General features: G+C 52.4%; 20 protein-coding genes and 1 riboswitch. Of the genes, 6 read left to right on the plus strand and 14 right to left on the minus strand.

Annotated elements, in window-relative coordinates; all coding sequences use genetic code 11:
- The first annotated feature begins 1 nt into the window (after position 1).
- Positions 2-949, plus strand: coding sequence for a LysR substrate-binding domain-containing protein (locus IE092_RS05330; protein ID WP_189355998.1), 948 nt, complete (start codon positions 2-4; stop codon positions 947-949).
- Positions 950-967: 18 nt separating this feature from the next.
- Positions 968-2,281 carry a hypothetical protein gene (locus IE092_RS05335; protein ID WP_189355999.1) on the plus strand — a complete coding sequence of 438 codons (1,314 nt, stop codon included), beginning with the start codon at positions 968-970 and terminating at the stop codon, positions 2,279-2,281.
- Positions 2,282-2,365: 84 nt separating this feature from the next.
- Here IE092_RS05335 and IE092_RS05340 read toward each other — a convergent pair whose 3' ends face one another.
- From IE092_RS05340 to IE092_RS05365, 6 genes are all read right to left on the minus strand, one after another.
- A complete protein-coding gene (locus IE092_RS05340; RefSeq protein ID WP_189356000.1) occupies positions 2,366-2,878 on the minus strand; it encodes a helix-turn-helix domain-containing protein in 513 nt (170 codons plus the stop codon).
- Positions 2,879-3,587: 709 nt separating this feature from the next.
- A complete protein-coding gene (locus IE092_RS05345; RefSeq protein WP_189356001.1) occupies positions 3,588-5,201 on the minus strand; it encodes a PepSY-associated TM helix domain-containing protein in 1,614 nt (537 codons plus the stop codon).
- Positions 5,198-5,509 carry a hypothetical protein gene (locus IE092_RS05350; RefSeq protein ID WP_189356002.1) on the minus strand — a complete coding sequence of 104 codons (312 nt, stop codon included), beginning with the start codon at positions 5,507-5,509 and terminating at the stop codon, positions 5,198-5,200. The genes IE092_RS05345 and IE092_RS05350 overlap by 4 nt, the downstream gene beginning before the upstream one ends.
- A complete protein-coding gene (locus IE092_RS05355) occupies positions 5,506-5,766 on the minus strand; it encodes a hypothetical protein (protein ID WP_189356003.1) in 261 nt (86 codons plus the stop codon). The genes IE092_RS05350 and IE092_RS05355 overlap by 4 nt, the downstream gene beginning before the upstream one ends.
- Before the next feature lie 93 nt (positions 5,767-5,859).
- Complete coding sequence (locus IE092_RS05360; protein WP_189356004.1) at positions 5,860-7,845, minus strand: TonB-dependent receptor plug domain-containing protein; 1,986 nt, start codon at positions 7,843-7,845, stop codon at positions 5,860-5,862.
- A 501-nt stretch (positions 7,846-8,346) separates the two neighbouring features.
- Positions 8,347-8,712 carry a YfeK family protein gene (locus IE092_RS05365; RefSeq protein WP_189356005.1) on the minus strand — a complete coding sequence of 122 codons (366 nt, stop codon included), beginning with the start codon at positions 8,710-8,712 and terminating at the stop codon, positions 8,347-8,349.
- Positions 8,713-8,862: 150 nt separating this feature from the next.
- On the opposite strand from IE092_RS05365, the gene IE092_RS05370 reads away from it, so the two are divergent.
- The gene (locus IE092_RS05370; protein ID WP_189356006.1) at positions 8,863-9,954 is read left to right on the plus strand and encodes a GNAT family protein; all 1,092 of its coding nucleotides are present in this window, start codon (positions 8,863-8,865) and stop codon (positions 9,952-9,954) included.
- Positions 9,955-10,137: 183 nt separating this feature from the next.
- On the opposite strand, the gene IE092_RS05375 is transcribed toward IE092_RS05370, so the two are convergent.
- Together IE092_RS05375 and IE092_RS05380 are read right to left on the minus strand one after the other, a co-directional pair.
- Positions 10,138-10,494 (minus strand): CZB domain-containing protein, encoded by a 357-nt coding sequence (locus tag IE092_RS05375; RefSeq protein WP_189356007.1) that lies wholly within the window; start codon positions 10,492-10,494, stop codon positions 10,138-10,140.
- Positions 10,495-10,590: 96 nt separating this feature from the next.
- Entirely contained in the window at positions 10,591-11,136 is a 546-nt protein-coding gene (locus IE092_RS05380) for a carboxymuconolactone decarboxylase family protein (protein WP_189356008.1), read from the minus strand.
- A gap of 418 nt (positions 11,137-11,554) precedes the next feature.
- On the opposite strand from IE092_RS05380, the gene IE092_RS05385 reads away from it, so the two are divergent.
- The gene (locus tag IE092_RS05385; protein WP_189356009.1) at positions 11,555-12,550 is read left to right on the plus strand and encodes a substrate-binding domain-containing protein; all 996 of its coding nucleotides are present in this window, start codon (positions 11,555-11,557) and stop codon (positions 12,548-12,550) included.
- 35 nt (positions 12,551-12,585) lie between these two features.
- Positions 12,586-14,208 carry an ATP-binding protein gene (locus IE092_RS05390; RefSeq protein ID WP_189356010.1) on the plus strand — a complete coding sequence of 541 codons (1,623 nt, stop codon included), beginning with the start codon at positions 12,586-12,588 and terminating at the stop codon, positions 14,206-14,208.
- Positions 14,209-14,226: 18 nt separating this feature from the next.
- On the opposite strand, the gene IE092_RS05395 is transcribed toward IE092_RS05390, so the two are convergent.
- The 3 genes from IE092_RS05395 to IE092_RS05405 form a co-directional block, all read right to left on the minus strand.
- The gene (locus IE092_RS05395; RefSeq protein ID WP_229793079.1) at positions 14,227-14,766 is read right to left on the minus strand and encodes a DUF924 family protein; all 540 of its coding nucleotides are present in this window, start codon (positions 14,764-14,766) and stop codon (positions 14,227-14,229) included.
- Entirely contained in the window at positions 14,767-15,153 is a 387-nt protein-coding gene (locus IE092_RS05400; RefSeq protein WP_189356012.1) for a nuclear transport factor 2 family protein, read from the minus strand.
- A 320-nt stretch (positions 15,154-15,473) separates the two neighbouring features.
- Positions 15,474-17,549, minus strand: coding sequence for a TonB-dependent receptor (locus IE092_RS05405; RefSeq protein WP_189356013.1), 2,076 nt, complete (start codon positions 17,547-17,549; stop codon positions 15,474-15,476).
- Between the two features lie 61 nt (positions 17,550-17,610).
- Positions 17,611-17,838: riboswitch (cobalamin riboswitch) on the minus strand.
- Positions 17,839-18,023: 185 nt separating this feature from the next.
- On the opposite strand from IE092_RS05405, the gene IE092_RS05410 reads away from it, so the two are divergent.
- Positions 18,024-18,821 carry a hypothetical protein gene (locus tag IE092_RS05410; protein ID WP_189356014.1) on the plus strand — a complete coding sequence of 266 codons (798 nt, stop codon included), beginning with the start codon at positions 18,024-18,026 and terminating at the stop codon, positions 18,819-18,821.
- Positions 18,822-18,900: 79 nt separating this feature from the next.
- Here the strand turns inward: IE092_RS05410 and leuE are convergent, their stop codons facing one another.
- The 3 genes from leuE to IE092_RS05425 all read right to left on the minus strand — a co-directional run bounded on the left by leuE (position 18,901) and on the right by IE092_RS05425 (position 21,442).
- The gene (leuE, locus tag IE092_RS05415) at positions 18,901-19,566 is read right to left on the minus strand and encodes a leucine efflux protein LeuE (RefSeq protein ID WP_189356015.1); all 666 of its coding nucleotides are present in this window, start codon (positions 19,564-19,566) and stop codon (positions 18,901-18,903) included.
- 213 nt (positions 19,567-19,779) lie between these two features.
- Positions 19,780-19,980: a hypothetical protein gene (locus tag IE092_RS05420; RefSeq protein ID WP_189356016.1), complete on the minus strand. Its 201-nt coding sequence runs from the start codon at positions 19,978-19,980 to the stop codon at positions 19,780-19,782.
- Positions 19,981-20,035: 55 nt separating this feature from the next.
- A complete protein-coding gene (locus IE092_RS05425) occupies positions 20,036-21,442 on the minus strand; it encodes an ATP-binding cassette domain-containing protein (protein ID WP_189356017.1) in 1,407 nt (468 codons plus the stop codon).
- Positions 21,443-21,463 lie beyond the last annotated feature (21 nt).

Here is a 21,463-nt window from a genome sequence, read left to right on the forward strand (position 1 = left end):
TATGGACTTCCGCCAGTTAAAAGCCCTGCTTGCGATCGCCGATACCGGCAGCATGACCAAGGCAGCCGAAATGCTGAATATCGTCCAGCCAGCGGTTTCGCGCCAGCTGAAACTACTGGAAGAAGATGTCGGCTCTGTTTTGTTTGAACGCCACAGACTGGGGATGCAATTAACCCCGGACGGCGAAATTCTCGCTGCCTATGCCCGCCGGGTTTTACAGGAACTGGAACGCGCCCGCAGCGAGATCCGGCCCGGCCAGCATGCCTTGCAAGGCAAGGTGTCCGTTGGCTTGTTACCAAGTACTGCCGAACGACTGGCCTGCACACTGGTCAGCCGTTGCGCACAAGAATTTCCGGGGATACGTCTGCAGTTTCTGGTTGGCTATGCCGGCCATATGCAGACATGGCTGGAACAGGGAGAAACTGATCTGGCGCTGCTGTACTATCCGCACCCGTCTGCTTTACTGCATCTGACACCGGTGCTGGAGGAACAGTTATGGGTCGCGGCGCCGCCGGACAGTTGCCTGAATGCTGATCAGCCGCTGCCTCTACGCGCACTGGCCGACAAACCCCTGATACTGCCGGCAGCAACCCACGGTATCCGCAATCTTGTAGACCATCTGGCAGCGGCCAGCCAGTTATCTTTAAACATTATCGCGGAAACCAATGCGCTGGATATTCAGAAAGCACTGGTGCGCGCAGGACATGGCTGGACGATATTGCCACCCATTGCGTTTTACGAAGAAATGCGACTGCAAACGCTGCGTGGTGCACCGCTCAGCGATGCTGGCTTGCAGCGCACACTGGGCATAGGGCAATCTGCGGTCAGAAGAACACCACCGGCTGTTGCCTGTGTGCGGCAGTTACTGATGGAATCGTTGTTTCAGCTGGCCGGAGAAGAAAACTGGGTCAGCAGTCATTGGATCGCCGAACCACATTTTCCGGAATAATTTTCGTGTTAATTTAATATGATAAAACTGAAAACGACAGCACTGGCTGCCCTGCTCTCATCCATCACTGTCTCCGGTGCTTATGCAGCCACACCACAAACAAGTGGTGTCGCTTACACCATCGCCCATCAGGTTAACATACGCAGCGAGGCCGGAAACAAAGGCGCGATTGTTGCGCAGTTACCGATAGGTGCAGATGTTGAAATCGGTGAAGTGATTTCGCACGAAAACCGGCGCTGGGCCATGATATTTGTGCGGCATCCGGTGGATGCAACCGTTCCGGTTTCCGAAGGCTGGATTGATATCAGTCTGCTCGATACCGAAAAACCGAATACTAAAAACCTGTTAGCTGCAGCAAAAAATGCAGGCAATCCACAGCTGCAACGCTTACTCGCGGAGCGCGCGCTGGCACTTGATCCGCAATCGGATGAAATCTCAGCGTATATCCAGTCGCTGATCGATGCTGATCCGGCTGGTACAAAACGTTTACAAACGATACTGAGTGACTTTGCAAAACGTCAGCCTGTCAGTGACGAGCCTGTGAAACGAATTTATGAATACTACAGCGGCGTATTAACATTATTTGCTGAAGTGCAGGATCAGAAAATCACGATGATTACCGGAAAGTCGCCGGTAGCGCCGGAATATTTCCGTGAAAACCGGTATTACCGCAGTTACTCAGGTAATCGCCCTACAGGTCTGGTACGTACCGAAATGCGCATTAATCAGTCTTTATTGACATTCGCACAACCCGTTCTGGCGCGCTATTTTCCGGATCCCGGCTTGCAGTTCCCTGAGGGCGTCAAGCCTGCAGAAATTCATACTCTGGTCACAAATTATCCATTGGCCAAAGAACGGCCTGTGCGCGCCATTACTGCACAGGATAAAGCAGTGTTAAAAACATTAACATTGCAATGGATACAGCAACAGCCTAAAACAGAACGCAGCAATATGCTGAAGGTACTGAGAAACGAAGCAATATCTCAGCATGAAGATGTCAGGATTAAGTGGTTTGCCGGCAATCTGAATAAAAACGGGCAGATTTTCCTGATCGGGCAGTGGGTCTTCAGCAGCCCGTCGGATGTTCATTACAACAATGATCCGTTTTATATGTCGCTGGTAATGATTGCAGAGCAACAGACGGATGGCAGCTTTAAACTGGCACGCGGCAGCGGTAATTTATATTGCGAAGTTGACAGCACGGTTGATCTGACGGATGACGGTACCGATGAGATATATCTGGAATGTCCGCAGATGGAAGACGCCTCAAACTACAAAATTCTGCAACGTGGCAAAACCGGATGGGAATGGATAGCGGAAAAAAGCCGCTGAAAACAGCCTGAGTGCTGTCCAGTTAAACGAAAAGCCCGGCAAAACCGGGCTTTTTTGCAAACTGTACTGAACGTCGCGACTGAATTACTCAGATACGCGTTCAAATGTCGATGTTGTTACTTTCATCGACTTGCCGGAAACCGAGCTCAGACGCTCCAGCAGTTTCTGGCCAGGCACGCGGTAACCACGGCGCAGGATAGACAGTTCAGATGCGTGGATACCAATCGCTTCTGCCAGTTCAGCATCGCGGTGGCAATCCAGCTTCTTCGCCAGTGCATCGAAGAACTTACCGACTTTTTCCAGATCGGTCAGAATTTCACGTTCCGGTTGTTGCGGACGCTGTGCTTGCATCTTTGCAACGTCACGGCGGGTTTTCGGCAGGAAATCGGTCAGTTCTTTACCGTAGAAATCTGCCAGACGCACCAGTGTACCGATACCGATAGCACGGTTACCGATTTCATAGCTGCTGCAGTATGCCTGACGAATGCCCAGCATTTCAGCAATCTCAATCTGACTCAGATTTTTTTCTTTACGGAACTGGCGCAATTGTTCGCCAACATATTGATTGATTTCTTCTTCAGTAAATTTAACAGCCATGATGACCTCGCTTCTCCTGAATTCCTGCACCATCGGTGCGGATTCTCAAAAAATTATCTGTAATACATCAAAAAATAAAAAATCTTATTTATTCTTTGATGTCCAGTTACACATGCTTATTCTGGCACAAAACCTGAATCAGATTGTGAAATCATGTAACATTTCAGCGAAAACCCCTGTTAATTACGCAAATTAATGATCACAAAAACAATAAAACGTTTGTAAATCAATTTTATCTTAGTACGTAATCGCGTATTTACAACTGGTAACTCATTGCCAGTTGAATACTAAATATACTTAAAACAGAATTTTGTTGATTTGCTGAAATATTACTGAACGCTTTAGATAAAAGCATTTACGGCAGATCGCGCCGCATTTTATAAGAAAATTGATTCAGTTTTCAAGAAAGATACATTTCTGCATCGCGCTGTTGCCGACAGCATCCGATTACCTGAATACGTATTTTTATAAATACCATTACAACAACCGGAAGCGACTCAGCATTTCGGTTTTAGACTTACGTCACCGGGTAAATGCAACAGAAATCCGCCGGACGATGCAATTTCTGCCAATTATGCGATATTCCGGCATCATCTGAAATGACATACGAGATGTAAACATGCACAGAGAAGATGAAGTGCGGTTGATTGCAAGCGATAAATAAAAAGGAGCGGCAGATCGGCCGCTCCCGGTCAGAATGCAGTTCAGATTATGCTGTGCAATCAACAGACCAGACACTTGCAGCCTGCCCTTGCAAAGCACGTTTCCTCGCTTTTATCGCAATCCAGCTGAAACACAATGCTGTTAATACGGAAACCAAATCAACCGACACCGCACTGAGACTGGCATAGCCCCATAAGCCGGTTTGCGGAAACAAATACCCGAGCAGACTGGTCAGCGGAATCGCTGCGGAAATGAAGGCACAGAGCAGGCAAAGCCAGAATGCAGCACGCGCTGCGCCGAGCCGTAATGCAGTCAGTACGCAAATCAGAAAACAAAGGTAATAAACTGAAAAATACCAGGTGTTAGGTTCCGTATTCAGGGCTACCAGCCACTTCGATGCCAGCATACAAGCACCGACACCGGCAACACTGCCAAGCGCAACACCAACCGTCAGCCCGCCCATCACCCTGACAGAAAGGCGCTGCCGTACAGCGCCCTGCTCTGCATCGCGCGGCGGAGGCTGTTTACGTCGTTTTTCTATCCATAACAGATTACCGGTGTAAAACAGAATGGCACCGCTGATACCGGCAAGCAGATACACCCAGCGCATCAGCGTCCCGCCATAACTGGCGAAATGCAGAGAAAACAACGGGTCGACCATACTGTTCCAGACATTGCCATGTCCCGGCAGCATACGTGCATTCACGACTGTACCGGTATAGGGATTCAGCACCAGATAACCTGCATGAGTTCCGCGCACCACATAGGCCGGATTTTCCATTGCCAGCCGCACCATCGCGCCCGGTTTTCCGAGGCGCATGTAGCGCAATTCCGTCACATCAAATTCCGGCGCAAGCTCCTTTGCCTTTGCGATTAACACGCTCATCGGCTGTAAGTTTGTCGTCTGATGCTGCACTTTCGGCGGCGGTGTGAACATGCGGTGTTCGCCGTAAATAAACTTACCAAGACTGCCATAAAAAATATCATGAAAGGCGAACACCACCACTGTAAAACTGATAATCAAATGAAATGGCAAACTGAATACGCCCAGCAGGTTATGTGCATCCTGCCAGAAGCGCTTCAGATTTTTTCCGGGACGTAAGGCAAATAAGTCTTTCGCAATGACCGGCAAAAACAGAATCAGACCCGAAACCAGTGCCAGAAAATACATGCCACCGGCAATGCCCATGATGTAGCCGCCAGCATATTCATCTGCCATTTCACCGGGAATACCACCGGTACGGTGCAGCAAATCAATCAGCTCTGCCAGCAGACCGGGTGGCTGCTCACGCACGACAATGTCGCCGTTATCATCCAGCGTTGCGTAGTGATGGCGCGCGCTGACATCAATTTCGTGAGCAGGCGGATGACCGGACCAGCTCAGTGGTGCGGGTGCTGCAGAGCGGGCATCCAGCGTCAGCAGCAGGTTCGGTGCGGCATCGGGATATTGTTTTAACACCTTCTCCAGCAACGTATCTGCCTGCGCCGGTGTGACAAATGGCATCCGGTCTGCTGGCGGTGTACTCCATTGTTGCAACGGCGCCTTAAACACTGTCAGTGCGCCGGCAAAAAAGCCGATAAACAATAACAGACCGGCCAGAATGCCGGTCCACGTATGAATACTGAGATAAGTTTTCAGAATATCACTGCGAATTTTCATGATGCGACTCCGCGTAATAAATGTAACCCGCTCCAGCTGACCAGATTCAATGCCAGCAAAACGCCCCATGCGTGCCAGCCGGAACGGAAAAAGTAGACCGCGGCTAAGATCAGCAGCCATATCGGTGTGATCATCCACATTAAGAATTGCACTCTGTCCGGTGTATCAATATGACCCGGTCCGGCCCAGGCGAAACAACCGGTCAGCGCCAGCGCCAGCCAGAAACCCGCAATCAGCCCGGCACTGGTTTTCAGAAACCAGTGTGCTTGTCGCGGCGGTTTTTGATTATTGAGAGATTTGTCATTCATTTTTTAGTTTCCGGACGCAGCAAGCGTACAAATGGCATCAGGGAAAAGCTGAACATGCTGATCAGCAACCAGGCGAAGATCACGGTCAGCCAGTCCCAGTCGCTTGCAGCGAACCGGAATGCTGAAAATTGCAGGACAAAATACGTAAGCCAGCCTGCTGCCGGAGGCAAAGGCTGAGGTAGCAGGCATTGATGACGGTGGGATAAATACAGGGCACTGCAGGCCGCTATCGTCAGAATCAGAAAAAGTATCTGCATGGAATTCATAAGAAAAACGGCATTCTGCGCAGAGAATGCCGTACGCTGAAGAGGAACACACACCGTGGAGAACGGTGTGTACGGATGCACTGATCAGAACTGCCAGTTCATCCCTGCATAGACGCTGCGGGCAAGTTCCGTTCCCGGATAAGCCGGATTCTTTTCATCCGGACGGATATTGCCGATATTCCGGATGCCGCCACGGAATTGCAAGGCTTTGCTGTAACGGTACTGAAGGCCGGTGTCATAACGGGTGTAGCCGCCAAGCTGTTGTGTCTCGTAGATCTGGCGCCCGTTGTAGTGCGCAGCGATGCTGGCACTCAGTTCGCCATTGATTTGCCACAGCAGATTCAGATGCAGCATGTGCTCAGGCCGTCCTTCCAGTGTGCTGGTCTTTCCGGCAAAGTCGGTTCCCTGTGCAATCAGACGCGTGTAATTGCCGCGCAATTCCAGCGCAGGATGTAATTGCCATTTGCCTTCCAGTTCCAGACCACGGGTTTTCGCCTGTTCAATATTCACCCAGCGACGTTTGGCAGCTGCAGCATCGTAATACGCAATAATCATGTCCTGAATGCGATTCTGGAATGCTACCGCCGATAATTCCCACTGCTTCCCGTTCAGTACGAAACCCAGTTCACTGTTGCGACTGGTTTCTGGTTTCAGCAGCGGATTTCCGGTCAGCATACAACGTCCGCCGCAGCTGACCACGCTGTATTCCGGACTTAACTGATACGGGTCCGGCGCTTTAAACGCTTCACTGATACCGCCCTTGATCGTCAGGCCGCTAACCGGCTGCGCCACCAGATACAGTTTCGGTGAGAAATGATTACCGAATGTGCTTGCATGGTCATAACGTCCGGCCAGACTGAGTTGCCAGCCCGGTGCAATTTGCACTTCATCCTGCAAAAACAGTGCACTGTTACGGGTTGAAACCTTGCCGGTCTGCAGATAGGTTGCCGGATCTTTCACCACTTGTTCACGCCAGTCCGCACCGGCACTGAGGTCATGGTTTTGCAAACGCTTGCTGGCAAGCAGATTGATCAGCGTGTTGCTTTCTTTTTCCAGCCTTTGCTGCGGTTTGTTATAGCGGCTGTTGAAATCATCGACACTGGCTTCTTCACGGCTGATACTCGCACTGGTATTCAGCCAGCCCCAGTCCGCCAGATGGGTAATGCCAACCATATTGCGGGAAATTTTTTGTTCGCGGTAATCACGCGAAGTGAAATTGTAGGCCGGATAAAAACTCACATCATATAAACCATAAGGCCGTTTATCGCGGTTATGCGCCACGCTGAATTCCAGACTCTGCGTATCGCTGAGCGTCCAGCGCAGCAGGCTGTGTATATTCAGCGCCTGCTTTTCTTCCAGACCCGGTGCGCGGTTGTTGTCGGCAGCGGATGTCACATACCATGGCTGACGATCCTGCATTTCTGCGATCACGGTTAAACCGAGCTTGTCATTCAGCGCACCGCTGCCACTGAAGCCCAGACGCCATGCATCGCCCTGCTCACCTTTTGTCACCTGACGCACTTCCGCGCTGACGGTGTTCTGCCATACCGGCCCCGGTGTTTTGGTAATGATATTCACCACACCGCCCATTGCATCCGAACCGTACAGCGCCGCCATCGGCCCGCGCACCACCTCAACGCGCTGAATACTGTTCAGCGGAAATGCGCTCAGATCAAAATCGCCGCCACGCCACAATGCGCCGGACGAAGAAACGCGACGGCCATTCACCAGCAACAAAGTGTATTTGCCGGACAAGCCGCGAATCTGAATTTCTTCACGTCCGCTGCCATCGGTCAGATTCACTACCCCCGCTGTCTCGCGCAGTGCATCGGCCAGACTGTGGTAACTGCCACGCGCCAGATCTTCCGCTTTCAGTACGGTGATAAAGGCAGGCGCAGCCGCCTGCGATTGTGCTCGCAAACTGGCAGTCACCACCACGGTCTGCGCTGTATTGTCGCCATTAACCTGCGCGGGCGTTGAAACCTGCTCCTGCGCCATTGCCGCAGACTGACAAAGCATTGCCACAGCCAGCGCCACCGGCCGGACGGAATTTCGGGATGTTTTCATCATGAAAAGAAAAAATAACCATTTATCGGAATTGAAATGATAATGATTCGCATTACGTTAAGCAAGAAGAATTACTTGATGCCGGACAAGACGTGAAATCAGCGATCTTTTACGAAGATCCTTCCACATGAGGAAATTTAGACAAACCGATGCCAAACAATCGCCAAAATGCACCAATTTTGTGCAAAATGCGGTGTTCTGCATAGAAAAAACAGGCTGCCGGCCGGATGACCAGAGAAAGTCCGGGCTTTCAGGGCATCGCTTTTTTGATGAATGCGGATAACTGCACAATCTGATCCATCAGATCTGTCTGCGATCAGCGCGTACTCAGGACATACGCGGGACGTGCTGGTCGTCAGCACATCCTGCAAATTGCGACAGGAAATGAATTGTTGGCGGGATGCATCAGGCAGCCGGAACAGCGTACGGATTAGCGGTCTGCCCCGGACGGTTTCAGCCAGTAGCGGCAGCGCAGCTACCGGCGATCTGGCTTCGCTGCAGTAATCAACGGGTAGCGGATCGGATGTGCTGCAACTGAGATTTCAGCCAGACCGCACTATTCACCGGTGCAGCACCCTGACAACGCACCTGATACGCCTTGCCGGAAGAACTGCTCTGACTGGCAGCCATGTCGATAAACTGCTCGGTGTTTTTTACGGTGAATTTGCCATCCACATAATCAAGCTTACGCAGCAAATGCGATTTCGCTTCTGCGCCGCTGTACCAGCTGCCATTGCGGTTGAATTCGCAGCCGGAATTTTCCAGCCTGCTTAGCAGCGTACGGATTTCTTCTTTTACCGGAACAGGCATTTCAGCATGCGCAGCATGCGTTGCACCTGTCAACAGACTGATTAGCAGATATTTTTTCATTCAACACTTTCCCGAAATCAATCGATGGCCGGCCACTGTGGCCACCAAAACGGTCTATTTTCACATAAGGCTAAGATCTGTTGCTTGCAGCTCATCGGAAACAGCTAATCCCACTATAATGCCGCTTTCTTCCACCTTCATACGCCTGCTATGTATCAGCATCACTGGAAAAATCGCTTGCTGCAAACCCTGCGCCCTTTGCAACAGCAGGCTAACCAGGTTCAGAGCTGGCTGAAACTGCAGAACCTCACCCTGACGTCCGGCAAGCTGACAGGCAGCGATACCAGTATCCGTATGCTGACACTGGGCTCCAGTAATCTGCTGCTACAGGCATTTTTTGAAGCGGCGTCGACACGCTCGCGCGTCATCGGCCAGGTGAAACCGCTGCATGCAGCCAAAGTGTTTAAAGAATACAGGCAAAACGCCGATTTGATACTGCTGCCCTGCACGCCTTTCTCCCCACCCGCAGATGAGACCAGCCTGCTGCTCCCTGACTATCTGGATGCGACCATACTGTTCGATGAAAGTGAAGAGCAATGGCGCAAGAATCTCAGAGAGCTGAACAAACGCGGATTAAAACAGGCTGCGAAACGTCAATATCAGTTTCGGGCAGGTAGCACGGTGCAGGATTACGAACTGTTCTATCACCGTATGTTGCAACCCTATGTGCAGCAACGTCATGGTTACCATGCTTATGTCGAAAGCTGCGACGCTTTCTGCGCAGATACGCATGGTGCCGTACTGGAATTTGTGGAACTGGACGGGCGGCCGGTAGCTGGTTTTCATCTGAAACTTTCCGCACGTCATCCGCTTGCGTATTTCAACAAAATAGGACTGAGTGCCGAAGCTTCAGCAGACAAACACTTGATGCGGGAGCTGAACTGTCTGATCTATCAGCGCATGGTGCAACTGGCACGTGAAGCCGGTCACCATGGCGTACATCTGGGGCAGACGCCGCCAATACTGGATAACGGTATTACCTGGTATAAAGCCGGCTGGGGTGCTGTGTTCAGTCCTAACCTGAGCCTGCAACGCTACCGCCTGCATTTCTGCTCTGAACGCGCGCCACTGATTCAGCAACATGCGCATCCGCTGGTCACACTGCAGCATGGCCGGTTATGCGCTCAGCTCTGGTGTAACGCAGAAAACCGGGAAGACCTGCAGGCACAAGCCAGAGGCTGGCAATTCAAGGGACTGGATGCCCTGTACTTCAGCGAACCCGGCGCGGCTGGAAAATCCTGATTTTTGCGGAAAAAGACGCTGATGCATGCCAGAAAGCAGATATCTGCATAACAAAAGCCGGCTCGCCGGCAGAAAGCCTGGCGATTCCGGAAATAGCAATGACGAGATTTGCATAATGAGCACCGCTGTCAAAGGCCAGAAGCGGTGCCCCCCCCAAAAAAAGCCGCACTGGCTTTATCAGCTTCAGATGCCCGCTTCTTTACGCAAGCGGAGAAACGATACACTCAGCGCGCTGGATGCCTTGGTATATTCCGTACCGGCGCTCAGCAAACGTTCCGCCAGTTCAAACTGCTGCGCATTCACCGCTTTTGCAATTTTGCTGACTTCGCGGTGAAACGCTAAGTGCTTCTGAACACAATCCTGATGTGCAGGAAACTGCCCGTAGTTACGCTTCCCGGGTCCGTGCAACCATTGCCCCAGCTCACAGCAATCGTCACGCGAGAGTGTCGCCAGATCCAGTTGTTCATGTCTCACAATGGCCGTGCGCAATTTGGCTTTCCACTGGGCATGGGTTTCAACAGCATTATCGAGATTCATCATAGCTCCTTCAGACTAATGTCAGCGGTGACGGGTGCCGGCAGGCTGTGCCTGCGCACAGACCGGAACCGGAAAAAATTCAGCAATACAAACCAGGGATCAACGCACTGTTGCGCGTACAACCGGAAAATCAATCTCAGTCTGGCCAACATTGTTCAGGTAGTTGGTCAGCACATTCACTGCCACATTTGACACAATTTCCACAATGGCGGCATCGTTAAATCCGGCAGCACGTACCGCCTGCAAGTCTTCGTCACTGACACGGCCACGGTTCTGCGCGACGTTCAGCGCAAAGCGTAAGGCGGCTGCGGTAGCGGCATCTGCTGAATCTGCGGTACGGGCAGCGTCGATTTCACTCGCACTGATCTTGGCAACATGCCGGGATAAATAATCATGCGCCGACAGGCAGTAGTCACAAGCGTTGTATTCCGCGATGACTAAAGCAATACGTTCACGCAAAGCCACACTCAGACCGCCTTTTGCCAGTGCACCGCTGAACGACAGATAAGCTTCCAACGCTGCCGGGCTGCTACCCATCAGTTTCATCAGGTTAGGAACGATGCCTAATTGTTTTTGTACAGCCGCGAGTAAAGGTTTCGATGCTTCGACAGCGTGTTCAACGGCAGGAATGTTAAGACGGGACATGATTTCTCCTTCGGGTTAGCTGGTAACAGACTCTTCAGATTCGCAAGTGCTCAGCGAGTGAAGACACTATATCTACGTCACCAAACAGAGGGAATAACCACAAATTTGAATTAACTATTCCATTTAGTGGAATAGTCAGAGTACAAAAACACACTTTCGCGACTTGTTACCAGCCAGACAGCATATACAGCAAGCCAGCTTTGCATCTGCACTTTATCCGGAGATGACTGTACGGTCAGACCAGGTTTTTTCACGGGCACGCTTGCTGTGCACATTTGACCTGCTGCTATAATGAAATTAGCAATTTGAGCCGGATTCCCGATGCACGGATTAAGTGCTGACGCCAAAGCAGAGGCCCGCCGTCATTCATATGCACCGGTCATGCTGCTATACAAGGCCTTTTGACAAGGAGTACGGTATGTCCGCACATTTCAGCCTGCGTCGCAGCCTGCTTGCGACACTCGCCCTCAGCAGCATTGCCTTTCCGGTATTCGCCGGAAACAGCAAAACCATTTTCTATATCACCCCGGGACTCGATCTGCCCTTCTGGCGCACCCTGGGCATGGGTGTCGCCAGTATTGCCGCAAATAACGGATATCAGTACAAAGTACTGGACAGCACCAACAGCGATGCGAAGCAATCCGCCAATATCGAACAGGCAATCCGTGAGCAGGCAGCCGGTATCGTTTTATCGCCGACGGACAGTAAGTCAGCTCAGGCTGTCCTTGAGCTGACCAGCCGTGCGCGAATTCCTGTCGTGATCGCCGACATTGGCAGTAATGGCGGTGAATTTGTTTCTTACGTCAAATCTGATAATTACCGCGGTGCGTTCACAGTTGGTGAGATTGTTGCTGCCGCTCTCAAAGAAAAACGTTTGAGCAATCCACAGTTTGCACTGTGTACGATTGCACTGAGTCGAAAAAACGGGCAAGACCGCACCAATGGCTTTCTGGATGCGATGAAAGAGGCGGGCTACACCAACATGGTGGCATTGCGTCAGATGCAAAGCTACACGAGGGAAGAGACTTACCAGTTCGTCAAAGAAATTCTGCGCGATCATCCTAAAGTAGCAGCGCTGTTTATTGAAGTCGATAAACCAACGCTGGGCGCATTGGCTGCACTGAAGGACTTACGCAAGCTAAAAGAAGTCATCGTCGGTTCCTATGACGGCATACCCGAATTTGTCGATCATCTGAAAAGCGGTAATCTGGTCGCCGTCGGCATGCAGCAACCTTTCCTGATGGGCACCCAGTCTGCCGAGATTCTGATCGGAGCAATTCACGGCAGAAAGCAAGCCAAGCAGGTGATGGTGCCGGTACTGAATGCCACCAGTAAAAACATTGCAGAGTGGTTGCCGGTCGCAGAAAAAACTGTCTTCGGGGCCGAGAAATCTTTACCTGCGAAAGAGCGCTGAACGGGAAGCCATGGCTCACAGAGTTAAAGCGAATTATGCCGTTTAACTATTCCGGCTTAAGCCTGCGTGTTCGGCTGGGTTTGTGTTTCGGTACGCTGGTCAGCCTGCTGGCGGCAGTTGTCCTCGTCAGCGCCCTGGGTTTTATGGAATTCCGGGCCAGTTCGGATCGCTTGATATTTCAGGAATATCCGAAAAACGTCGTGCTCGACGATACCCGCCAGGATTTAAACAGCATTGCACTGAGTATGCGCAACACACTGTTCCTGCGTGGCGAAAGCGAAATCCGTAAGGAACTCGACAATATCACCATTAGCAATGTTCGCCTGCTCGACAATCTGAAAAAGTTGCACCAGCAGTTCAGTGCCAGCACAGATACCGGGTTGCTGAAAAAACTGGATATCATTGATTCTGCGTATCGCGTTAATCAGGATGATTTTGTTGCGCTGGTCAGGCAAAACCGTATGGGTGAAGCCAGAAATCTGTTGCTGGTCGATCTGCATCCGTATCAGCTACAGTACTTTGAATTACTCAATAATCTGCAACAACATCAGCGCCAGCGCGTACTGGCGGATGGCGCTGCTGTCAGCACGATCTATCAGCAAGTAAAAGGCTGGACGCTAACACTGACCCTGATCGCCATGCTGGCCGGACTGGTACTGACCGCGATCATGACGCGCTCATTACTGCGCCAGCTAGGCGGCGAGCCTTCCTATGCACAGGAAGTTGCCAGACGCATCGCGCAGGGAGAATTTAGTTACGACATCCAATTACAACAACATGATCAGAGTAGTTTACTGGCAGTCATTAACCAGATGCGCAACCGCCTGAATCAGCGCAGTCTGGATCTGGAAAAAGCAAATTCCGGACTGGCAGAAGTCATACAAACTTTACAGCAAACCCAGCACGAACTGGTAGAAAGCGAAAAAATGGCGGCGCTGGGGTCGCTGGTTGCCGGCGTATCACATGAACTGAATACACCGATTGGTAACAGTGTGATCGCAGCCAGCACACTGACCGACCTGACCCAGCAAATCACAACACAACTCAGGGACGGGCAGATCAAACGCGCGCAATTACAACAGTATCTGGAAGAAGTCAGTACCGGTACCGATATTCTGCAGCGCAACCTGAGCCGCGCCGCCGATCTGGTCGCCAGTTTCAAGCAAGTTGCGGTCGATTGCTCCAGTTCCCAGCTGCGCGAATTCAGGCTGGGCGAACTGGTGCGGGAAACCTTACTGACATTACGTCCGGCATTTAAGAAATTGCCTGTGGAATTTGTGCAGCAAGTACCCGAACACATCTGTATGCACAGCTACCCCGGCCCGCTGACACAGGTCATCACCAATCTGGTGAACAATGCCGTGATTCACGGTTTGAGTGAACTGCCGCAAGGGCAAGTTACCGTTGCTGCCACACAGATCAGCGATCAGGAAGTACAGATTACCGTGACCGATAACGGTCGCGGTATTCCACCGGAAAACATGCAGCGTATTTTTGAACCCTTCTTCACCACCAGACTCGGACACGGCGGCTCAGGATTGGGATTGCATATCGTGTACAACAACGTCACGCAAATTTTGCAAGGAAAAATCCGGGTACAAAGCGAGCCCGGATGTACAGTCTTCACACTGAATCTGCCCTGCAAGATTACCAATTAACGCGTGGTCGTCCGTGTTTCAGAAAGAAGAACCCGGTAATTGCAGGAAAGCCAGTTCATCGGCACTGGATTCCCGTCCGAGTATCGCGTTACGGTGCGGATAACGTCCGAAACGGTCAATGATGGCTTTGTGTTTCAGTTCAAACTGATAGTTTTCCAGCGGTGCATGTTCGCGGTATAAACGTTCCGCTTCAACATGAATCCGCGCCGATTCACTGTGCATGAAAGGCAGCAGTAAGAAAGAACGCTGCACCGGATTCAGCGCTGTCAGTGCACCGGCACGGATTGCCTCCTGTGCCAGCACCAGTGCCATGCCATCCTGCGCAAATGCCTGTGGTGTACCACGATAGCAATTCCGTGAAAACTGATCCAGCACAATAATTTCCGCCAGCCGGCCTGCAATGCCTTTACGCCATTCCGATAAACCGCCCTCAGCCGCCTGTTTCAGCACGTCGCCGAAACGATCGCGTATCTGCTGATCAAATGCTGCATCGACTTTCCACCACTGCGCAGGAGAAATCGCTTCAAACCAGAATTGCAAAATGTCCTGATACACGATTCATCCTATGATTTCTGAAACCGACAGAATACACCCATCCTGAAAACGAAACTCAGATCTTCCTTGTATCTGAATCTCCGTGCCAGCCGGCATCCCGTCCGGTGTTGCCTGCGCCAGCGTGCCGCGAAATGCAATGTCTGCATGGATGACCCCGTTCTCGTCACGCACTTGCAGCACCGTTTGCTGCCGCGCTGAAAACATGCTGGCAGATCCTTCCGCCAGTTGTCTGAATGCGTCTTTTCCCTCAGTACTGACCTGCACACTGCCATTTGCGATGTACTGAAAACGCACCTGCTCATGCAGACATGCCAGCATCTGATCGAGACTGAAGGCCTTATAAGCATCCAGATAGCGCTGTATCAGTGCGACTTTTTCAGCGTAAATCATCTCTGTTCCCTCCGATAAATGTCTAACTTCAGTGTCAGTTCAGCACAACAAACAGCATTGCCATCGCGCCGGAACATCAGCGAACAAAGCATTTTTGATGATCTGCAGTCGCTGATACAGCACGCACTGACTGTATATCAGTGAATTGACAAAATGATGACAGAACGATGCACTCGCAGTATCGCATGTGGCAAAGCGAACTGACTCACCTGCAGCTATTGCCTTTTTTCCGGGCATTGCACAAACGGCCCTTACGATGGGCCGTTTGTACTGCGCTTCCCTGAAGCAGAATATGGATTCTTAAAGGATAAAAACTGCACCTACCACTGCCAGCGCACAGCCAGCCGCCAGCTACGCGGCGTTGCAGGATGCCAGTGTCTGTCATCCACCGCAGCGGTCTCATGTTTCATGCGTGAGCTGTACCAGTATTCCATATCATTACCTGAGCGATTCAGCAGATTCAGCCCGTCCAGACTCAGCGTCAGCTGCCGACTGAATCTGTATGCGACTCTGCCATGCCAGAGCACAGCGGCATGCGAACGCACGCTGTTGTCTTCGGTCAGTGCACGGCTGCCCATATAACGTCCGCGCAAACCCCATTCCCACGGCCCTTTTTCATAACGAATCGCCAGACTGGCAGTACGTTCCGGTGCATCCGTCACACGGTTACCCGCTTCAGAAATATCGGTATAGCGCGAATGTGACCACGCCATATCCAGTTCCAGCCACCAGTGCCGGTTCATCCTGTACTGATGGCTCATTTCCCAGCCATAACGTCGTGCGGGGCGGCCCGCTTCGGTACTCGCATCATCCGGTACATAGGTCAGTTCGGAATCTGTTGTTAACTGCCAGAACACCAGACTGGATTCCAGTCCGTTCAGCCATTGCGCGCTGCGCATCCCCAGTTCCCAGCCTTTGCCTGCAGACATTAACGGTGTTGCGCGTCGTGACTCTGCTGCATCGCCCTGTGTCTGTATGGTTGCGCCACGTGCATCGTTGCTATGAAAACCGCGTCCTGCATTCAGATAAAACGCCAGTTCAGGCGCAAGCTGATAACTGAGATTCAGATTCGGACTGAGCGCCGATTCGCTTTTAACGCCGCTATTCAGCGGATTCAGCAAATCACGCACATCCGCCCTGACCTTTTCCGCGCGCAATCCGCCGCTCAGCCGCCATTGCGGATGCAGCTCCGCCTGCAATTGCGCAAACACCGCGCCCTGCCACCAGTTAACACGGTGCAGCGAGCCTGTCTCATACGCTGTGCGCTGAACACTGCCATACAGTGCCAGCGGACTGATCTGGTCATAGCGGGTACTGAAGCCGGTTTCCAGTCTCAGCGGCAACAGTGCATTGCTCAGTGGCTGACTGCGCAGCCAGCTGGCTCCGCTGATATGCCTTTGTTCGCTTTGCGTAATCTGATCGCCGCGGTCAGTGTCATTCAGAAACCAGGTCGGATTCGAATACAGATTCAGCCGGTATTGCATACGATACGCCTGCCAGAGATCGCGCCGCTCGCCGTCAACCAGTTCGCGCTGCACATGCAGGCCTACTCGCTGTGTATCACCGCCTTCGGACGGATCAAGGCTGCCGAAGCGGTCAATCAGACCGGACTGCACCGCACGCTCAGGCACCTGACTGGTCGCATTCCAGCGATTGCGGTACGCCAGTACAGACCATTGCCATACATCGCCGCCGGCTGCTGATGAACGCCAGCGCAGAAAGCTGTTCAGCTTGCGCGCATCTTCCGGTACTTGCCACGGGCCATCCGCACTGGCCAGTTCCAGCGCGGCTATCCAGTGTCCGCCTGCAATCTCGCCACTGTTTGCATGCATCAGCCGCCGTTCGCGCCCGCTACCGGCTTCCGCCACCAGCAAAGGCGCTTCCAGCGCGGAAACATACTGAATACGGTTTGCACCGACGAGAGAAAAATCCCCGTCGCCAGCATAGTAAGGCCCTTTACGGAACTGCACTTCACTGACCAGTTCCGGTATCAACAAATTCAGATCCAGATAACCCTGACCATGCGCGTGCGAAGGCATATTGATAGGTAAGCCTGCGACGCTGGCGGATAAATCTGTGCCGTGATCCAGATTGAATCCGCGCATAAAGTACTGATTCGCTTTACCGCTGCCGCTGTGCTGCGACACAATCAGCCCCGGCACACGTTCCAGAATTTCTGCCGGACGCTGTACCGGCAAGGCTTCAAACTCCGCGGCACTGATGGTTCCCGCACTGGCGGAGCCAGTCTGTTTTTGCAGGGAATTTTTTTGCTGTTGCACGATCACCTGCTGTACCACAGGCGTAACAGATTCCGGTGCTTCAGTGGCACCGGCTTGCGCATACGCAGGCAAGGCAAAGCCCAGCCCCGCCCATGCGAGACGACGATAAGATTTCATGATGAATATAAACGAGCAGCGATTCCCTGATCATCCCCGTGATCCGGAACCCGGAGGGCCATGCAGGCCCGCTGTTCTGGCCGGTATCCGGGCTGGCGCATCAGTATCGTCGTCTTCCCACCGGTAAAGGCAGTGACTTGGGTGACGATACGGAGCCTGAGCGGCTCAAACGCTTACCGTTGCGGGGGCAGCGCAGGTTGGGCCTGCGCTGAACAGCACAGAACTCCCTGCTTCCCGTTTAACTTCACGACCGGAACAGCCGCAAAGCACCAGAACAGCGCGCAGTCTAAATGAATTCGGCATATGCCGTCAAAAATTCATTTCCTTCCTGCCAATCTCTCTGCCCGATTCAGCAACGATTACTTACAAATGCATACAGCATAGTTATGCGATAAGCGTTACATTTTCGACAATCTGCACCGCATAAATCTGCGAAATGTGCATCTGTCTAATCGTCTAAATGGAGTTATCCTGATGAAGAAAAGCGTTTTGTATTCTGTATTACTGAGTTGCGCTGTACTGAGCGCTTGCGGTGGCGGTTCGGGTGGTAGTGGAAGTGGAAGCGGTTCGTCTTCCGGCGGTACGGGTACGCCGTCACAAACGGCACCGGGCGGTATTTATCTTGGCTATTACGCTGAAGATCCGAAAACCAATCCTGAAGATCCCACGCTGGGCGCGTTTGTGCTGAATCTGCCATCCGGCAATAGCAGTTTTTCCGGCGCAATGTTTTTTACTTATGTCGGCTGTCAGAGCGAAAACGTGGGTGTTGTTACAGGTAATAAAACCGATGCGGGTATCGCGGGTAACTGGAGCGGCAGTCTGGATGGCGTGATGAATACCGGCAGCTATACCGGCAGCTGGCAGGCGGCAAGCCAGTCCTACAGCGGTACATTTACCAATGCCGGTGGCAAACAATTCCGCGATCTGCGTCCGTGCATCCAGTATTACATTGCGCCGAATGGCAGCTTTGAAATGTTTGCGGCAGAAAAACTGATACCGGATACCTTCCAGATCAGCGTTACCGGACGTACTTTGTCATGGAGCAATGTAAATGGCAGCTCGGTTGCGCTGGTTTACGTGATGAATCCGCAAATCGTACAAACATCGGGGAATCCGGTGGTCTGGCAAACCATCGTGCCAGCCAGCGGCAGCGTGACGATTCCGCAAACGGTGAATCTGAAAGCGGGTTCTGATTATCTGGTGGGTGTTGCGCTGACTTCGGACAGCCTGCAGCGTCTGGCCTTCGGCAGTAAGCGTTTTACTGCGCAGTAATTTTTTGAACATACAGCCGCTTCGTGCGATTCACGTTTCGGATCGTACAAGGCGGCTGTAATGTATTCAGGACTGCGTGTTACAGCGTAGCGCTGGCGAGTTTTGCACCAAAACCGATAAACATCGCACCGACTCCGCCTGTAACGCCTGCAGATAAACGGCGGCGCTGACGGAAGGTTTCAGCCAGACGTACGCCGATAAAGATAATCACCGTCAGATACGTGAAACTGCAAATCTGACAGATCAGCGCCAGCAAACCATACGACAGTAAGGGATGCTCAAAAGCCGGATCAACGAACTGGATGAAGAAAGAAATAAAAAACAGGATGGCTTTCGGATTCATCAGGCTGATCACCAGCGCTTTGGTGAACGGATCGCCGGGTTCAATCGCCCGCTGCACTTCTGCCACTGCCTGATTCCGGTTTTTCCAGCCCAGCCAGCAGCCGCGCAGCATCTGCAAACCTATCCATGCCAGATAAGCCGCACCTGCGTATTTAACGATATAAAACAGCGATGGATTGGCTTTCAGCAGCGATGCCATCCCGCCAGCAGATAACACCATCAGAATCAGATCCCCCAGAAAAATCCCGCAAGCACCGCGATAGCCCTGACGCACACCGCGCTGCGCCGCGACGCTGAGCACATACAAAGAATTCGGCCCCGGCAGCAAAACGATGACGATTGTGCCGATAACAAAAGTCCAGAAGTCGGTAATGCCAAAGGTGGCGTGGATCAGTGCGTTCATAGGGGATGATGAATGAGGTCAGATAAAAGGATGCTGCCATCAGACTGGCGAAGATGCCTGTTCATCATAACACCGTCTGTAAATCCGCACAGTGCGGTGTTTACGTAGAAGGTATTCACTACCAGCGGAGCGTTCGGATGAAAACGTGGGGAGACACTGCGCCGTGTGACAGATGAATCACTTGCCCGATGCACCAGCCCCCCCGTGCAGCAACTACTCCGCAGATGCCGTATCGTCGCGCAGTTTCTTTTGAAGTTCTGCTTCCTGCTCCGGCGTCAGAGAACTCGCGACCTCTTCCATCACATCCAGCAAATTGCCAGCACCGTCGTAGACGTTCATGAACACTTTGCCATCCTTCCTTACCATTTCAGTCCAGACTTCATCATTTAAGGCTTTTACACGGATTGCTGTCATTGTCATCTCCCATTTAACAGCGCCGATCTTAACAGGAATATTGACTTTACAGTGCTCATTCCAATAACAAAGTATCGCTACAGTTGATTTGCTGCAGCCAGTCAGTGTCATGCGAAATTACCAGCATCGCGCCCGGATAAGCCCGCAGAACCTGACTCAGATGACGACGGGTGGACAGATCCAGATGGTTGGTAATTTCATCCAGTATCAGCAACGCCGGTGTATCCGCTGCGATCAGCGCCAGCATCAGCCTGACCCTTTCGCCACCGGACAATTGCCCGGCTGGCGTGTGAACGAGCCGGTCTTCGCGCAGCAGGAAGCGCGCCAGATGTTCGCGGATTTGCGTCATGTGCCAGTCCGGTCTGCGCTGCTGCAGATGCCCGATGCTGTCGGTGCTTGCCTGAAGCATCTTCCCGTGCTGATCAATGATGCTGATGCGTGACAGTGGCGGAACATACCAGTTACCTGCCAGCCGTAAATGCGGCGCAATGGTGATGGCCTGTATCAGCGTGGATTTGCCACTGCCATTCGGCCCCGTAACAGCCAGACGCTGGCCGGGCAAGAGCTGACAATCCAGCGCTGCCTGCAGTGGTGCGCCATACCCGAACTGCACCTGATTCAGTTGCAAAACAGAGGAATTGCCGTGTTTCTGGCCTGAAAACAGGTGAAATGCGGGTTCCGGCACAGCACCCGGGCTGACGTCGGCGAGAAGTCTGGCTGTCCGGTTTTGCTCGGTGCGGATATCTGCACAGAGCTGGTCGCTGGTCGTGTTGCCGCGTCCGAGTTTGGTTGCCGAACGTATCGTCGCCCAGCGCCGTTCTTGTATCGCCTTTTCGCCGCGCTGACGGGCGTGTGCTGCGCGCTCCTGCTCCTGCATACGGCGCTGATGTGTCTGCTTCATTGCTTTCTTTAGCTGATGACGCTGATGCTGCAGGCTTTCCAGCGCTTGCTCCTGTGCTGTCAACCAGTCAGCGTAACGGCCTTTAAACACAGTCACTTGCTGATCATGGACGATCCATAGCTGATCACACAATGCCACCATCCAATCAGGATCATGGCTGATCATCACCAGCGTTCCGGGGTAGTAGCGCAACTGCTGCAGCCAGTAAAGGCGCTGCTGCAGATCCAGATGGTTAGCGGGTTCATCCAGCAACAAAAGATCCGGCATTTGCTGCCACAAAGCACGCAGGGCTGCGCTGACCCGTTCGCCACCGGATAGCGGTGCATCCGGCAAGTGCTGCGGCAAATACGCAGACACAGTTTCCGCCGCCAGCAACACCTGCCCGCTGTCCGGCGTCAATTGCCGCGCCAGCAATCTGAGTAAGCTCGATTTGCCGCTGCCGTTATCACCGACAATCGCAATGCGGTCGCCAGCGTGAATACGCACGGACAAATCAGAAAAAATCGTTTGAGAGTAAAAAGAAAGGCTGACGCCTTCCAGACGGAGTAAGCAAGCAGACATACGGCACCTGAACGAGTGGCA

The organism is Cognatundibacterium squillarum (assembly GCF_014652435.1).
Taxonomy (GTDB): domain Bacteria; phylum Pseudomonadota; class Gammaproteobacteria; order Burkholderiales; family Burkholderiaceae_D; genus Undibacterium; species Undibacterium squillarum.

Bases quoted from the DNA above. Each gene is read 5' to 3' on its own strand.
- IE092_RS05420 (WP_189356016.1), bottom strand. From the start codon at position 19,980: ATGACAGCAATCCGTGTAAAAGCCTTAAATGATGAAGTCTGGACTGAA.
- IE092_RS05360 (WP_189356004.1), bottom strand. From the start codon at position 7,845: ATGATGAAAACATCCCGAAATTCCGTCCGGCCGGTGGCGCTGGCTGTG.
- IE092_RS05405 (WP_189356013.1), bottom strand. From the start codon at position 17,549: ATGAAATCTTATCGTCGTCTCGCATGGGCGGGGCTGGGCTTTGCCTTG.
- IE092_RS05385 (WP_189356009.1), top strand. From the start codon at position 11,555: ATGTCCGCACATTTCAGCCTGCGTCGCAGCCTGCTTGCGACACTCGCC.
- IE092_RS05340 (WP_189356000.1), bottom strand. From the start codon at position 2,878: ATGGCTGTTAAATTTACTGAAGAAGAAATCAATCAATATGTTGGCGAA.
- IE092_RS05350 (WP_189356002.1), bottom strand. From the start codon at position 5,509: ATGAATGACAAATCTCTCAATAATCAAAAACCGCCGCGACAAGCACAC.
- IE092_RS05425 (WP_189356017.1), bottom strand. From the start codon at position 21,442: ATGTCTGCTTGCTTACTCCGTCTGGAAGGCGTCAGCCTTTCTTTTTAC.
- IE092_RS05345 (WP_189356001.1), bottom strand. From the start codon at position 5,201: ATGAAAATTCGCAGTGATATTCTGAAAACTTATCTCAGTATTCATACG.
- IE092_RS05335 (WP_189355999.1), top strand. From the start codon at position 968: ATGATAAAACTGAAAACGACAGCACTGGCTGCCCTGCTCTCATCCATC.
- IE092_RS05365 (WP_189356005.1), bottom strand. From the start codon at position 8,712: ATGAAAAAATATCTGCTAATCAGTCTGTTGACAGGTGCAACGCATGCT.
- IE092_RS05355 (WP_189356003.1), bottom strand. From the start codon at position 5,766: ATGCAGATACTTTTTCTGATTCTGACGATAGCGGCCTGCAGTGCCCTG.
- leuE (WP_189356015.1), bottom strand. From the start codon at position 19,566: ATGAACGCACTGATCCACGCCACCTTTGGCATTACCGACTTCTGGACT.
- IE092_RS05330 (WP_189355998.1), top strand. From the start codon at position 2: ATGGACTTCCGCCAGTTAAAAGCCCTGCTTGCGATCGCCGATACCGGC.
- IE092_RS05370 (WP_189356006.1), top strand. From the start codon at position 8,863: ATGTATCAGCATCACTGGAAAAATCGCTTGCTGCAAACCCTGCGCCCT.
- IE092_RS05380 (WP_189356008.1), bottom strand. From the start codon at position 11,136: ATGTCCCGTCTTAACATTCCTGCCGTTGAACACGCTGTCGAAGCATCG.
- IE092_RS05390 (WP_189356010.1), top strand. From the start codon at position 12,586: ATGCCGTTTAACTATTCCGGCTTAAGCCTGCGTGTTCGGCTGGGTTTG.
- IE092_RS05375 (WP_189356007.1), bottom strand. From the start codon at position 10,494: ATGATGAATCTCGATAATGCTGTTGAAACCCATGCCCAGTGGAAAGCC.
- IE092_RS05400 (WP_189356012.1), bottom strand. From the start codon at position 15,153: ATGATTTACGCTGAAAAAGTCGCACTGATACAGCGCTATCTGGATGCT.
- IE092_RS05410 (WP_189356014.1), top strand. From the start codon at position 18,024: ATGAAGAAAAGCGTTTTGTATTCTGTATTACTGAGTTGCGCTGTACTG.